Consider the following 15,532-nt stretch of genomic DNA (forward strand, 5'->3'; position numbering starts at 1 on the left):
AGAGATAAATCACTGAGTTATAATGAATGCCAAAGCGGTAACTCGCCTCATGCTAGGCGGTGATGTGATGCTGGGACGGCTGGTTAAGGAAGCAATTAGGTTAGAGGGGATAGATTATCCTTTAGGTAAAATTGCTCCTTTATTGCGTCCAGTGGATGGGGTCATCGTGAATCTGGAATGTGCGATTACCACCTATCCTTATCATTGGTCTGGTGCTGAAAAGGCTTTCTATTTTGGTGCGCCACCTGAAGCGGCAAGAATACTTGCGAACTGCGGTGTAAAGCTGGTTAGTCTTGCCAACAATCATATTCTTGATTTTGATAGAGAAGGGTTGCTAGATACTTTGGATTCTCTTAATCAGGAAAATATTGTTTATGCAGGAGCTGGGCATAATGAAATTGAAGCTTATAAACCGGCTGCTGTTCAAATAAAATCTCATAAAGTTGGCATGGCAGCTTTTTGCGATCATCAACTTGATTTTAGTGCTACCGCCACGCAGCCAGGAATGGCTTATCTTGAACTTAAAAATGAAAGAAAGGCATTAAAGCACTTCGAGTGCAGTTTGCAACAAATGCAATGCTTAGAGGTAACATGGCCAATTTTGTCATTACACTGGGGGCCAAACATGGTGCTGCGCCCTGCAAAAGAATATAGAAAGCTTGCCCATGCGGCCGTTGACATGGGGTATCAATTAATTTTTGGCCATAGCGCTCACGTTTTTCACGGGATTGAAATTTATAACAGGGTGCCTATTATTTATGCTGCGGGTGATTTGGTGGACGATTATTATGTTGACCCGCAATTTAAGAATGATCATCAACTTCTCTTTGAATTGGAAATTACTGAAAAGACAATGACAAGCTTAAAACTTCATCCCATTTTTATCAGTTATTGCCAGGCGCAGCCTGCGAATAAAACACAATTTAATTTTATTGCTGAACGTATGCATACTCTTTGTGCCGAATTTGGAACAAAGACAGAGATAGAAGAGAATGCTTTAATTCTCAAGCTTTAAAAGCTAGCGGCATTTCAGTCGCTTAGTGCCTATCTTTAGAGGGGGAGTTTTTTGCCGGGGGTGGCGGACAATAATATTCGGCAGTAATTTGTCCTGTTTCATCGATTGCATGAAGTGCCACCGGAAATTTCCATAAAGTATATAAGTGTTTTAAAACTTCGGTAGTACTTTCTCCAAGAGGAACACGGTTGTGTTGCGTGTAGCGCAGGGTTAAAGAACGATCGCCCTCCATGTCAACAGAATAAACCTGAATATCTGGTTCAAGATAACCTAGATTGTATTGTCTGGATAAGGCTTCACGAATAATTTGATAGCCTGATTCATCATGGATGGCGCCGACATAAAGATCAGGTTGTCTGTCATCGTCGATGATGTAAAACAATTTAAGTTCACGAATCAAGCCAGGAGACAAATATTGAGCAATAAAACTCTCGTCTTTAAAGTTGCGCATGGCTTTATCAAGACTGGAAAGCCAATCTGTATGAGCCAAATAAGGAAACCATTGCTCATCTTCTTTTGTAGGATTTTCACAAATGCGTTTAATGTCCTGCATCATGTGATAGCCAAGAGTATAAGGATTTATACCGGTAAAATAAGGGCTGTTAAAGGGAGGTTGCATAATAACATTGGTATGATTTTGCAATACTTCAATCATAAATTCATCGGTAACCAAACCTTCATCATACAGTGCATTTAATAAAGTATAATGCCAAAAACAGGCCCAACCTTCGTTCATCACTTTAGTCTGACCCTGCGGGTAAAAATACTGAGCAATTTTTCTTACAATACGCACAATCTCACGTTGCCAGGGCTTCAATAAAGGTGCATTTTTTTCAATAAAATATAAAATGTTTTCCTGAGGCTCCTCAGGAAAGCGTTTCTTATGACCATTTTCATCAACTTGCTTACTTTGGGGAATCGTCCGCCACAGTTCATTCACTTGGGATTGCAGATAAATTTCGCGATTTTGTTGACGAATTTTCTCTTCCTGAATAGACAGTGTGGCAGGATGTTTGTATCGATCAACACCGTAGTTCATTAATGCGTGGCAGGCATCAAGAATAGCTTCCACTTCATCAATACCATAGCGCTGTTCACATTCACTGATGTAGTTTCTGGCAAAGACCAGATAATCAATAATTGCATCCGCTGAAGTCCACATTTTAAAGAGGTAATTATTTTTAAAAAAGGAATTATGACCATAACAGGCATGCGCAATGACTAGCGCTTGCATGGCTATTGTATTTTCTTCCATCAGGTAGGAAATGCAGGGATTTGAATTAATGACTAGTTCATAGGCCAGACCCATTTGGCCGCGCTTATAACTTTTTTCCACACCGACAAAATGTTTTCCAAATGACCAGTGATGATAACCAATAGGCATACCTACAGAGGCATAAGCATCCATCATTTGCTCAGCTGAAATTATTTCAATTTGGTTAGGGTAGGTATCAAGCTTAAAATCTTTTGCCAGCCGAGCAATTTCTTTATCATAAGCTTGAATAAGTTCAAAGGTCCATTCAGCTCCAGTCGATAAAGGTTTTTTTCTCATGTGGTCTTCCTTTTGAATAATTCCCGAAAAACCGGATAAATATCGGCGACATTATCAATATTTTCCATCGCAAAATTTGAATAGGAATTACGTACCTGCTGGTATACTTCCCAAAGACTTTGATGGTGGCGTGGCATAATTTCTATATACGCAAAATACTGCAGTAAAGGCATAATTTTTTCTTGTAGTAACTCTTGGCAGTAGGGAGAGTCAGCATTCCAGTTGTCACCATCTGAGGCTTGAGCCACATAAATATTCCAGGCAGAAGGAGGATAGCGGGCTTCAATAATAGTCGATAACAATTCCAACGCACTGGATACGACTGTACCACCAGTTTCGCGAGAATAAAAGAACTCCTCTTCATTCACTTCTTTAGCTGAGGTGTGATGACGTATGAAGACCAATTCGATTTTTTCATAATTTTTTGTCAGGAAAAGATAAAGCAGAATAAAAAAACGTTTGGCAATATCTTTTTTTGCTTCATCCATCGACCCCGAAACATCCATGACGCAAAACATCACTGCCTGTGTTGAAGGCGAAGGAATGCGAATTCGATTATTATAGCGTAAATCAATGGTATCAATAAAAGGAACGGCTTTAATTTTTTTCTTGAAAAAATCAATGTCTCTTTTCAGCCGCAAGATATCAATTTTTTTCGCATTTGGGTTTGCTTCTAATTGTTCCAGCTCTTCTTCTGCCTGACGTAGCTGTCGTTTATAGGGAGAAGCTAAAGCCATACGGCGCCCAGTAGCCTGCCGCATAGAGCGTACCACGTTAATATTTGTGGGAATACCACTGCTGGTAACTCCAGCACGAATGGTTTTATAGGTGGTCATTTTGGCCAGCTCTTTTTTGACAAGATCGGGTAATTCCAAATCTTCAAAGTAAAGATCTAAAAATTCCTCACGAGAGAGTTGAAAGACAAATTCATCTTCTCCTTCACCGGAATTACTAGCCTGGCCTCCGCCCCCACCATCAGCCCCACCGGATGGACGCTTAATTCGATCGCCGGCTAAGAATTCATCATTACCCGGAAGAATGCGCTCAATGCATCCTCCTTGACCACGATAAAAGCGAGGTTCAGAAATATCGCGCGCAGGAATACTAATTTCTTCGCCCTGGTCAATTTCTGTAATACTACGCTTGCCGACTGCGTCAGAAACGGCTCGCTTGATCTGATTCTTGTAGCGGCGTAAGAAACGCTGGCGGTTAACTGTGCTTTTTTTACCAGCATTTAGCCGTCTATCAATTATTTGCGACATAACCAGAATCCTTATTCATCGCTCATCTTAATCTAAAAGAGCATCAATAGACCGGCTATTAAGACAAGCTAGACATGTCGTTATTGTGACTTACGTACTCGCAAATACCATTCGCACAATAACCTGACTTGCTTGCGGGTATAGCCCTTGTCTACCATGCGAGCAATAAATTCTTCATGTTTTTTCTTATCATCCTCAGAGGCTTTGGCATTAAAGGAAATTACTGGTAATAAATCTTCCGTATTGGTAAACATTTTTTTCTCAATAACCGTTTTTAATTTCTCATAACTGTTCCATACGGGATTTTTTCCATGATTGTTAGCCCGAGCTCTAAGGACGAAATTAACCACTTCATTGCGGAAGTCTTTGGGATTTGAAATACCCGCAGGTTTTTCAATTTTCTCCAGTTCCATATTTAATGAAGCTCGATCAAAAATTTCTCCAGTGTCTGGATCACGATAATCTTGATCCTGAATCCAAAAATCAGCATAGGTAATGTATCTATCAAAAATATTCTGTCCGTATTCAGAATATGACTCGAGATAGGCGGTTTGTATCTCTTTCCCGATAAATTCAACGTACTTTGGTGTCAGGTATTCTTTTAAAAAGGTCAGATATTTTTCATGAAGTTCCTGCGGGAGTTGTTCTTGCTCAATTTGCCGCTCAAGGACGTACAGCAAGTGCACTGGATTGGCTGCTATTTCGCTGTGATCAAAATTGAACACTTTGGACAAAATTTTAAATGCAAAGCGTGTAGAGATGCCGCTCATGCCTTCATCAACACCGGCAAAATCACGATATTCCTGGTAAGATTTGGCCTTTGGATCAGTATCCTTTAAACTTTCGCCGTTATAGACGCGCATTTTGGAATAGATACTTGAGTTTTGTGGTTCTTTTAGACGAGTTAGTACAGAAAATTGAGCAAGCATATCCAGAGTTCCAGGAGCACAAGGTGCTTCCTTCAATGAGCTATGGTCGACGAGTTTTTTGTAGATTTTTAATTCCTCTGAAACGCGCAGGCAATAAGGAACTTTGACAATGTTGATGCGATCAATAAAGGCCTCATTGTTTTTGTTATTACGAAAAGATTGCCATTCCGCTTCGTTTGAGTGTGCCAGGATAATGCCTTCAAAGGGAATTGCTGATAAACCTTCTGTTGCATTGTAATTTCCTTCCTGAGTTGCTGTTAGCAGGGGATGAAGGACTTTAATTGGCGCTTTAAACATTTCTACAAATTCTAATAACCCACGGTTAGCGCGACATAGACCTCCTGAGTAGCTATAAGCATCGGGGTCATCTTGAGAAAACTCTTCAAGTTTGCGGATATCCACTTTACCAACGAGAGAAGAAATGTCTTGATTGTTTTCATCCCCAGGTTCGGTTTTGGCAATGGCTATTTGTTTTAAACGAGAAGGTCTTACTTTCACTATTTTAAATTGACTAATGTCGCCGTTATATTCTTGCAAGCGTTTAACTGCCCAAGGGGACATCACATAACGCAGATGACGCGTGGGAATGCCAAACCGCTCAAAAAGCAATTCACCGTCCTCCTCAGGATCAAACAAGGAAAGGGGTGAGTCAAATACAGGTGAGCCTTTGATCGCGTAAAAGGGAACTTTTTGCATAAGATCTTTCAATTTTTCTGCCAAAGAGGACTTACCGCCTCCTACAGGACCCAAAAGATAAAGAACCTGCTTTGTTTCCTCAAGCCCTTGAGCGGAGTGTCTTAAAAAGCCTACAATTTGCTCAATAGGTTCTTCCATACCAAAAAATTCTTTAAATACAGGGTATTGATGAATGACTTTGTTTGAGAAAAGACGGGAGAGCACGGGGTCGTGGCGTGTATCAATTCGTTCAGGTTCGCCAATAGCCATTAGCAAACGCTCAGCTGGATTAGCGTAGGCAGAAGGATCTGTGCGACACAGCTCCAGGTATTCGTTCAGGGTTAACTCTTCTTCCTTATTATCAACGAAGCGTTGCGTATAACCTGCTAAAAAATCTTGTGTATTCATAAGTCTCCCCTTGTACTAATCCCTGCCTGTTATGGGAAAAGAAAGCTTTTCTTTAAACCTCAAAATTTTTGCATTTCGCCCCTAAAAGCGAGACACTATCTAAACTTATTATAGTCCCTAGTCACATAGTTTAGTCAGAAATTTAATAAAAAATTCAATCTATTATTTTAATATTTTCAATTTATAGCAAGATTAGGAGCAAACTCCATGCCAGACACGACAATCTATCTAAAAAATTATCAACCTCCTGTTTTTGCGGTTAATAGTGTAGCACTTAATTTTGACCTCTATGATGATCATGCATTGATTACTAGTCAATTGGAATTAAAACGCCAGCATCCAGGTGTGTTGCATTTGTACGGTGATGAATTGGAATTAGTTAGTGTGCATAGGAATAATCAGCAACTTACTGAGGCAAATTATGAGTTACAGGATGGGGATTTATTCATTAAAGATTGTCCTGACGAGTTCAGTTTAACTATCGTTACTCGTATACGCCCGCAAGAAAATACTCAATTATCAGGCCTTTATCGTTCCAACCATCTATTCTGTACCCAATGTGAGGCGGAGGGATTTCGACGGATTACCTTTTTTCCAGATAGACCGGATGTTTTAGCACCTTACAACACTCGGATTACTGCAGATAAACACAAGTACCCTGTTTTACTTTCCAATGGTAATTTAATTGGCTCTGGTGAGTTACCGGATGGGCGCCACTGGGTTAAATGGCAGGATCCATTTAAAAAACCTTCTTACCTCTTTGCTTTAGTAGCAGGTGATTTAGCTTGTATTAAAGACAGCTTTGTAACATGTACTGGTAAGCAAGTTGATTTGCGCCTTTATGTAGAACCTGGAAATGAGGACAAATGTGCTCACGCGATGGCTTCATTAAAGCGGGCAATGCGTTGGGATGAAGAAGTGTATGGTCGTGAATATGATTTATCCATTTTTATGATTGTTGCTGTCAGTGATTTTAATATGGGTGCGATGGAAAACAAGGGATTAAACATTTTCAATTCCAAATATATTTTGGCGCGACCAGATACCGCAACTGATCAAGATTTTACTGATATAGAAGGTGTTGTAGGTCATGAATATTTCCATAACTGGACCGGGAATCGTGTCACCTGTCGCGATTGGTTTCAACTGAGTCTCAAAGAGGGATTAACTGTTTTCCGTGATCAAGAGTTCTCGCGCGATATGAATTCTCGTGATGTGAATCGCATTCAAGATGTTAAAGTATTACGTAATACTCAGTTCCCCGAAGATGCTGGCACTATGGCCCATCCTGTCAGACCTGACTCTTACCAGGAGATTAATAACTTCTACACGGCGACTGTTTACAATAAAGGTGCTGAAGTAATTCGTATGCAGCACACTTTATTAGGCAAGGAAGGCTTTCGTCGTGGCATGGATTTGTATTTTGCACGGCATGATGGTCAGGCAGTAACCATTGATGATTTTGTCGCGGCGATGGAAGATGCCAATCAGGTTGATTTTACCCAATTTAAACGATGGTATAGTCAGGCTGGAACACCAGAAGTGCATGTTTCTAGACATTTTAGTGGTGATACGCTCACTTTAACCATGAAACAAACTTGTCCACCGACGCCGGAATGTACTGACAAAAAACCCTTCCATATTCCTATTCGTGTGGCTTTATTGAATAAAAAAGGCTTGCAACTACCCATTGAAAAAGAGATTTTAGAGTTAAAGGAATCGGAGCAGGTATTTAGCTTTAGTGGACTGAAAGAAGAGCCCGTTGTTTCATTGCTACGAGATTTTTCAGCACCAATAAAATTGCATTTGCAACAGGATGAAAACGAATTATTGGCTTTGTTACGTTTTGAGTCAGATGGTTTTGCCAAATGGGATGCTGCTCAGCGGTTAGCCCTCAATTGCATGGCCGTATATTTTAATTCACCGCCAAAAGAATGGAGTATACCAGAAGCACTACTTGCGGCTTATCGCCATGTTTTAATGGATGAATCACTTGATCATGCGCTTCGAGCCCAAATTCTCATGCCGCCCGCATTTGAAGAAGTTGCAGCTTGTTTAACCACAGTTGACGTGGATGCAGTTGAAGCTGCACGTGATTTTTTCCGCAAGGAGCTGGGCTTGTATTTATTGGAGGAGGCCCATGCGCTCTATCAGCGTTTGTGGCAAGTTGAAACTCACGCCATGAATGCACAGGCTTATGGACAAAGACAATTAAGAAATATTTGTTTGTGGCTTATGATGAAATCAGATGAAGAGCATAGCTTACATTTATGCCAGCAGCAGTTTATCAAATCCCAGACCATGACTGATCAAGTAGCCAGTTTTTCATTGCTTAATAATTGCTCTGATGCTTTTTCACGAGAGCAATCAATTGACCGTTTTTATCAGCAATGGTCTCAGGATGAGCTCGTACTGGATAAGTGGTTTGCAATTCAGGCAAGTAGCGAATTACCAGATACCTTGGCACGCGTGAAGATTTTATTAAAACATCCTGCTTTTAACATTAAAAACCCAAATAAAGTAAGAGCATTAATTGGTGCATTTTGTCAAAATAATCCACGAAATTTTCATGCCAACGATGGAAGTGGTTATCAATTTTTAACAGCCATGTTAGCTAATTTGGATAAAATAAATCCGCAAATTGCAGCCAGACTTGCTACTCCATTTACCCGTTGGCAACGCTATGATTTAAAAAGGCAAGCGTTTATGAAAAAAGAACTAAAGGAATTGGCTGCTCTTGAATTATCAAAAGATTTGCGTGAGATAGTGGCTAAAAGCTTAGCAGTTTAATTCAACAGGCGTTTTTATTGGCAACATCATTGCAGGCATGATGTTGCTTAATAAATGCACTCAAAGCGCTTACTTTCTTTTAGAATTGGACTCACAAGGAGGATAATTCTTCAGGTTTCACGATAACCTCTTGATAATAAACAGGTGCCTCACCCTTATCGTACTCAATAGTTTTAACTGCTGCATCCAGCAAATCGTTTTCGACCTTCGTCATTCTGGAGAGACTAGGTCTATAGCGGTCATAAAGGCCATTTAATGCATTCATAGTCGTTATTAATTTTTTACGCTTAGGTCTCTGTTTCATTTTAATTGCTAAATCTTCACATGATCAAAGCTGAACTCTCAAGCCTATGGTTGCCAATTGTGGGGTAAGGTCTAAACTAAATAGATAGGTACTTCATAGGTGACAGGGAGGGTGTATGAATCAGCGATATCTAGAGCAGTGGAGTGAAATAGCCAGACATATTCAGAAACCTTTTCAAGAAATGTTCGAGCTTAATTTGGCTTTATTGAAAGAGATTAAATTTCTTAAAGCTGAAGATTTGTTGACCATTAAAAGTCCTGAGGAATTTATCGAAAAGCAGGTGAATCTTGCCTTTGAAAATGGTCATAAAGCACTTAATTATTTTCGCCAATCCTTTGCGATATTTGAGCAAACGTTAAAACCTATTACAGAAACGGTTAAAAATTCCTCCAAATCAACATTGGATACAGCAAAAACGTTAAAATCGTTACTTGATCCAACCAGACTAGCGATGGCCCCTACCAGGGCGGCAATTGATATTACCAAGCCTTTGCTAGATCCTGCGCTTTCAGATTCCAGTTTTGATCCTAGAAGGGCAATGGCTGAAATAGCCAATCTTTCCAGTAATACTGGCAAAGCAGCAGCAAAGAAAGCTCCATCTGGTTCAAAAAAATCTGCAAGCAATGAGCATTTAAAAAAACATTAGGCTGTGAAGGTATTTAATCCAGCCAAAGGAAAAGCATATAGTTCTTGCATAATCTGACCTTGCGCATCGGCTAAACCAATGCCGATAGCAATAGCCTGCGCATCAAGAGCTGATTTTTTGCTGTTAAATTGGTTGAGTAAAGGAGTTAAAGCCTCCTGTAATTTTTTGGCATCCTTTGAGGTTAAATGATCGGCAGCGAAAATTGAGAAATGCGGCGAAAAATTCGCAAACACATTCGGACTGCCAAACCGTAAAAAAGAAAGCCTCTTGGCTGCATTATTTTTTACCCAGGAAGGAATTGGAGTTCTTTGGTCACGAAACGCCATTAATTGAATTACGACTTTATTACTTAACGCCTGAAGAGGTTTGCTGTTGGAAATAGATAACATCGTATATCTACTAGAACTGATTTCAATTTTTCCAGTTTTAACTATAATAGGTTTGGTCTGCTTGGCAATACGTTGGATTCGTTGACTAATCTGTGGTAAATGTTTGGGATTATAATTGGTTAAATACAAGGTGAGATGGAGAGGGTGAGCGACTAGAAAGGGAGTCAGGCGGTAGTGTGAAAAAATTTTATTTTTACCAAGATAGCGATTAAAGTCTTTTATGAGTTTTAAGGCATTGTTATCTGGGGAAAATTTCAAATAGACATTCACTGATTGAGAGTTGGACCTTGCTGCAAAGGGTTGCGTCATCTCCCATAAACCTTCTGTGTATAAAGTTAAAAAGAGTAGGATATGCAAAATCATTTTGCTGTTATGGGTAATCCTATAGCCCACAGCTTGTCTCCCTTTATTCATCAACAATTTGCAAAACAAACCCAGCTATCACTTATTTATGAAAAAAAGCTGGTGGCTGAGGATTGTTTTGAGCTTCAAGTATCCAACTTTTTTGCACAGGGTGGCAAGGGACTTAACATCACTCTGCCTTTTAAGGAACGCGCTTTTGCCATGGCAAAGAAAAGAACTGCACGTTGTTTGCAGGCAAAAGCTGCCAATACCTTATGGATGCAGGATGACATACTTTGTGCTGACAATACAGATGGTATTGGTTTGATCAAAGATTTAAGCCGCTATATTCCTTTAACCGATAAAAAAGTGCTTGTGTTAGGTGCAGGAGGGGCTGCTCGCGGTATAATTGGTCCTTTACTGGATAGTGGTATTAGCCAGTTAACTTTGGCAAATCGCACGATAGAGAGAGCTGAGATTTTGCATAGGGAATTTCAAACACTCTCTTATTGCAGTTTTAATGAATTAAAAGGGCAGTTCGATTTAATCATCAACGCAACTTCCGCCAGTTTGGGTAAAGAGGCGCTCAAATTACCTTTGAATATTCTGCAACCCACTACTTACTGTTATGATTTAGCCTATAACATTCAAGAAGCAACTTCTTTTGTAAAATGGGCACAGACACATCAGTGTAAAGGTATTGATGGTCTTGGCATGCTAGTTGAACAAGCAGCAGAAGCTTTCTTTATTTGGCATGGTGTCAGGGTGAAAACAGAGGTTGTTTTGGCTAAACTACGCTGCGTACCATGAGTAACCAATGTTTATTGAGAGGGTAGGCTAAGTGGCGAAAAATTTAATGACATCCGGAGCTACTGAAAGGGTGTCTTGATAACCAAGGTCAATTAATTCTCGCGTGAATTCTCTTTCAAAAAGCAAGAAGCTTAGCAAATCACCGGAATGATCCTTGGCGCCCAATACATTGAGTAAAAAGCGCAGCAGCGTAGGCATATTATTATATTGAGATTGCGCAATTTGTGAGACATCCATACTAGGCCTTAAATGAAGGGTCTCAATAGGACGCCAGGGCGAACGGCGTTTTTTCCACATTGATAAAAGCCGGGCGATATCATTCATGCGATTAACCATTTCAATATCTCTATCCAGATTATCGAGGAATATGCCGTTTAACATCCCTCCTAAAATGCGGGCAAAGCCAATATTACCAGTTTTTAAATGTTCGGGGTTGGCAAATACAGGCAATTGCCGGGTTCCTAAAATGAGTATTTTTTCTACTTGAAAACGAATGGAACCTCGTAATGGAGCTACCAAACCCATGCTGCCGTCACCGTAATGAAATCCATCAAGGCGCACAGTAGGGAAAAAAAGAGGAAGAGCACTGGAGGCGAGAATATGTTCCATGGTCAAGGTGGTACGTTGGCTAATATGACGCGGATAATGCCAATCAACAAAATCAGGGGCATCACAATGCTGATAAAATGAAATGGTTTGTTGTGTCTCATAGCATTGGCTAATCACTTCCATGACTTCCAGGTGATGGCTTGCAATATTAGTTCTGATTAGCTCAAAATCAATATTTTCAGTAATAAATTCCTGCAAGGGACTTGTATCAAGGAGATGACCGGTTTGACGCTGCTTTACAATTAGATGACTTAAATTTCGTAAGACGGATTTACTTAATTCATAGTTACTGGCATTAAAAATTTTTTGACACGAAATATCTGCCCACATTGCTTCGAGTTTTTCTACGCCAGTAGGGAAATCATGCGCATTTTCAGCGAGAACAGCCGCATTAATGCTGCCCACACTTACTCCACTAATCATATGAAAAGGAAGTGGCTTCACCTGTAAAATATCATTAATAGCTTTTAGTACGCCGGCTTGATAAGCACCACGCGCCCCGCCACCAGCTAAATAAAGGCCTTTTTTTGTCATAACTACTTATTTTTTTGAAGATATAAAAATATAGTTGACTAGGGGGCTTCTTGCAAGAGATGGTAATATTTCGCAATCTCATAAATTTTGTTTTGTGCAACCAAAATTGGTTAATGATTGACTAGCGTTAATTTTCTGCTAATGATCAATTGGTACAATAGGCAAGAGTAATCAGTGAGAACACAATGAGCGATGGCGATAAAATGCCTCTTCAATCGCAAGAGGAAGAAACTGTGTTAAATGCGAGCTTAACGCCCATAGAAATTTTAAAAAGGCTGCAAGAAATGCATGATACGCGCCTAAGGGGACGTCCTCTGCCTGACAAGGTAATTATTTTATTGCTGCTAAAAAAACTCCCCATACTTTCCAATTTTTTTCATGGTGTAAATGGTACGGGTACTTCTATAAGCAAATTAGTTGTTGTTCAAGGACATGCTGTTAGTGTTGCCGAGACAGCTGGTAAGGGATTTCAATGGGCGGGATTAGGACTTGCTTTAATTGATTTTTTCCGTATTCCTCTAATTTATTTAGCTGCTTTATTGATTGGACAAGAACCACCAGTCACCTTGAATAAAAATGCACGATGGCTTTATTCGACAGTATTATTAACCCTTACCATTATTGCACTGGCGATTCCTGCCGCAGCCCCTCCGATTGCCTTAGTGACTGCCATTCTTGGTTTGGGTTGTAGTGTTTTTTTATTAGTGAAACATGTGCGAGAATACCTGCAGATTCAAAAAACGCTGCGTGAAGTTGATGATGAAATTAAACCTCAAGAGGAAAGATTCAAGCATCTGCAAACACTCGCTAAAGCATTACAGGCGAAAATTGAAAAAGAGCCAGAAAATTTTAAGCAATTTATAGAAGAATTTGCCGAGCTTGAAATTTCTTACAATAGATTAAAACATGAGCTGCAACTTCTGTATGATAAGCAACTGCAGTTTTCGCAAAAATCAGCCAGAATGAATATTGCCAGTGTGATTGACAAAACGCTGGCTATTGGAGTGTCTGCTTTTGCAGTTATTGGTTTAGCAGTCTCTCTGGCTTTTCCTGTTATTGGTTTAGGAATAGTAGCAGCTTCTGCTGCTTTAGTAAGTGCGTATATTCTCGCTCGTATTCTGACGCCACCAGCTATAAATTTGGTTAAATGGCTAATCAATAAATTAACCAGCAAAAAGGAAACAACAATAACAATAGAGCAGCAAACTAGACCTTCTCCCATAAACAATTTAGAGTCTACAGGGTTAACGATGGTCAAATTATATGGTGCAGAAGCAACCCATGTATTGGAAGAGCAAGTGGAAGTTTTACAGCAACGTGAACAACTGGAACATAAATTATTACAGCCTGCAAAATATCATCAAAATCCGGAGGCATTTTTGCAGACAATAAAAGAAGTTGCGCTTTCAGCTGAGCCTCCTTTTAATCTGGAAGAGTGGAGAGAGTTCCTGGGCCGAGAAATGATTCAGCCGGATCTGCAACTGCTTCAAGTTTCCATTGGCCAAATTGAAATGAAAGTAGAAGAAAGAGAGCAATTGTTAAGCGATAAGTCCTTGCTTATGGCACTGCAGGAAAAGGGGGTTGACCTGCATCAAATTACCATTAAAAAAATACTTGCGTCAAAACATTCACCAGCCTTGTTTCAGGAAGGAAATGACACAGTGGCCGGCCTACAGAATAAAAAAGGTGATTTTGTCATCAATCATCAGTAACACAAGGCAAATAGTTATTGCCTTAATCGCAGCATTGCAATTATTGCTAAAGTATTATAGCGTTTAATTTAATCCTCCTCTCACCATTAAGGAAAAAATGCTCGCCTTGTTTCGTGCTCAACCTCGAGCCTTTCATATGATTTTTATGCTGGAAATCTGGGAACGCTTCGGCTTTTATACAGTACAGGGCATTTTGACGCTTTACTTTATCCGATTTCTGGGATTTAGTGATACCGTTGCATATTATACCTTTGGTGCGTTTTCTGCGCTTGTTTATGGACTCGTTTCCTTTGGCGGTTACTTGGGTGATAATGTTTTAGGAACCAAGCGCACCATTGTTTTAGGGTTAATTACACTCGCCTTGGGCTATCTCTCCCTAGCTATTACCGACAAAGAACATGTTTTTTTAGCTTTAGGTTTAGTGTGTGTTGGTAACGGTTTGTTTAAAGCAAATCCTTCAAGCTTATTGGCAAAATGCTATGAAGAAAATGATCCTCGTCTTTACGGCGGATTTACATTGTACTATATGGCGATCAACTTAGGTTCAACCGTTGCTTTATTTGTGGGGCCGGCTCTTTCCAGCATGTATGGTTATTTTTATGCTTATTTTATTAGCTTTATTGGTCTTGTGTTGGGACTGGCTAATTATTGGTTCCAACGGCGACATGTGGTATCAGTTAACACAATAGCTGATAGAAAAAAAATTAAATTTTGGCAATGGCTGACAGTGATAGCTGGCATTGTGATAGTGACGATGATTTCGGCCTATTTGTTACAGCATGTGATGCTGGCTAAAAATCTTGTCTGGCTAATTACAGTGGTGGTTGTCACTATTTATTTTTTTTACATGCGTAGAGAAAATCAGGTTTCCTTTATGCGGATGCTTGTTGCCTTTATTCTGATGTTGGAAGCGGTGGTTTTTTTTACCCTTTATCAACAAATGCCTACCTCTTTAAATTTATTTGCGGTCCACAATGTGACGCCTGTTCTGTTTGGGATTTCTATTGATCCGCAAAGCTTTCAGGCATTAAATCCAATCTGGATCATTACTTTAAGTCCTGTATTAGCAACGTTATATGGGAAGCTGCATCACCAGGGAATTTCATTTCCTGTTCCTTATAAATTTGCAGTGGGTATGCTTTGTTGTGGCATCAGCTTTGGGCTTTTATTTTTTGCCAGGTATTTTCATGATGAATCGGGAATAGTGTCCTCTTGGTGGTTAATTGCCAGTTATTTTTTTCAGAGTACAGGTGAATTACTCGTATCCGCCTTAGGGGTGGCAATGGTTGCTGAACTGGTGCCTAATGGTATTGCTGGCTTTGTGATGGGGATGTGGTTCTTAACCTCTGCTATTGCCGGATTTATAGGCGCCACAGTCGCTTCGTTTACCTCATTACCTGAGAATTTAACACCCGGCATTGAATCTTTAATGATTTACACCAACGTCTTCGCCTGGATTGGTGCGGTCACCCTGGCGATTGGTTTGCTAATGCTAATTACCTCGTCGCAGCTAAGTCGCTTTATCAAGCGAAGTTCAGTCATTGAAATGTAAGGG

The 15,532-nt window shown here is 40.0% G+C and carries 12 protein-coding genes; 6 read left to right on the forward strand and 6 right to left on the reverse strand.

Features of this window, described 5'->3' with window-relative positions:
* Positions 1-22 precede the first annotated feature (22 nt).
* Entirely contained in the window at positions 23-1,015 is a 993-nt protein-coding gene (locus tag clem_RS01255) for a CapA family protein (RefSeq protein WP_094089949.1), read from the forward strand.
* A gap of 22 nt (positions 1,016-1,037) precedes the next feature.
* Here the strand turns inward: clem_RS01255 and clem_RS01260 are convergent, their stop codons facing one another.
* The 3 genes from clem_RS01260 to clem_RS01270 form a co-directional block, all read right to left on the reverse strand.
* A complete protein-coding gene (locus clem_RS01260; RefSeq protein WP_094089950.1) occupies positions 1,038-2,567 on the reverse strand; it encodes a SpoVR family protein in 1,530 nt (509 codons plus the stop codon).
* Positions 2,564-3,829, reverse strand: coding sequence for a YeaH/YhbH family protein (locus clem_RS01265; protein WP_094089951.1), 1,266 nt, complete (start codon positions 3,827-3,829; stop codon positions 2,564-2,566). The genes clem_RS01260 and clem_RS01265 overlap by 4 nt, the downstream gene beginning before the upstream one ends.
* Before the next feature lie 80 nt (positions 3,830-3,909).
* Entirely contained in the window at positions 3,910-5,841 is a 1,932-nt protein-coding gene (locus tag clem_RS01270; RefSeq protein WP_094089952.1) for a PrkA family serine protein kinase, read from the reverse strand.
* 207 nt (positions 5,842-6,048) lie between these two features.
* On the opposite strand from clem_RS01270, the gene pepN reads away from it, so the two are divergent.
* On the forward strand, positions 6,049-8,631 hold the full coding sequence (gene pepN / locus clem_RS01275; RefSeq protein WP_094089953.1) for an aminopeptidase N: 2,583 nt from the start codon (positions 6,049-6,051) through the stop codon (positions 8,629-8,631).
* 91 nt (positions 8,632-8,722) lie between these two features.
* On the opposite strand, the gene clem_RS01280 is transcribed toward pepN, so the two are convergent.
* Positions 8,723-8,935, reverse strand: a complete 213-nt coding sequence (locus clem_RS01280) for a hypothetical protein (RefSeq protein WP_094089954.1) — start codon at positions 8,933-8,935, stop codon at positions 8,723-8,725.
* Between the two features lie 115 nt (positions 8,936-9,050).
* Here clem_RS01280 and clem_RS01285 point away from each other — a divergent pair, with 115 nt between their 5' ends.
* Entirely contained in the window at positions 9,051-9,581 is a 531-nt protein-coding gene (locus tag clem_RS01285) for a phasin family protein (protein WP_094089955.1), read from the forward strand.
* Here the strand turns inward: clem_RS01285 and clem_RS01290 are convergent.
* A complete protein-coding gene (locus tag clem_RS01290; protein WP_157698140.1) occupies positions 9,578-10,279 on the reverse strand; it encodes a 2'-5' RNA ligase family protein in 702 nt (233 codons plus the stop codon). The genes clem_RS01285 and clem_RS01290 overlap by 4 nt on opposite strands.
* Before the next feature lie 42 nt (positions 10,280-10,321).
* On the opposite strand from clem_RS01290, the gene aroE reads away from it, so the two are divergent.
* Entirely contained in the window at positions 10,322-11,122 is an 801-nt protein-coding gene (aroE, locus tag clem_RS01295; protein ID WP_094089956.1) for a shikimate dehydrogenase, read from the forward strand.
* A 27-nt stretch (positions 11,123-11,149) separates the two neighbouring features.
* Here the strand turns inward: aroE and clem_RS01300 are convergent, their stop codons facing one another.
* A complete protein-coding gene (locus clem_RS01300) occupies positions 11,150-12,265 on the reverse strand; it encodes a patatin-like phospholipase family protein (RefSeq protein ID WP_094089957.1) in 1,116 nt (371 codons plus the stop codon).
* A gap of 185 nt (positions 12,266-12,450) precedes the next feature.
* Here clem_RS01300 and clem_RS01305 point away from each other — a divergent pair, with 185 nt between their 5' ends.
* Together clem_RS01305 and clem_RS01310 are read left to right on the forward strand one after the other, a co-directional pair.
* Complete coding sequence (locus clem_RS01305) at positions 12,451-13,977, forward strand: AAA family ATPase (protein ID WP_094089958.1); 1,527 nt, start codon at positions 12,451-12,453, stop codon at positions 13,975-13,977.
* 97 nt (positions 13,978-14,074) lie between these two features.
* Positions 14,075-15,529 carry an oligopeptide:H+ symporter gene (locus tag clem_RS01310; protein WP_094089959.1) on the forward strand — a complete coding sequence of 485 codons (1,455 nt, stop codon included), beginning with the start codon at positions 14,075-14,077 and terminating at the stop codon, positions 15,527-15,529.
* The last annotated feature ends 3 nt before the right edge of the window (positions 15,530-15,532 follow it).

The sequence above is a fragment of the Legionella clemsonensis genome, from assembly GCF_002240035.1.
Classification (GTDB): domain Bacteria; phylum Pseudomonadota; class Gammaproteobacteria; order Legionellales; family Legionellaceae; genus Tatlockia; species Tatlockia clemsonensis.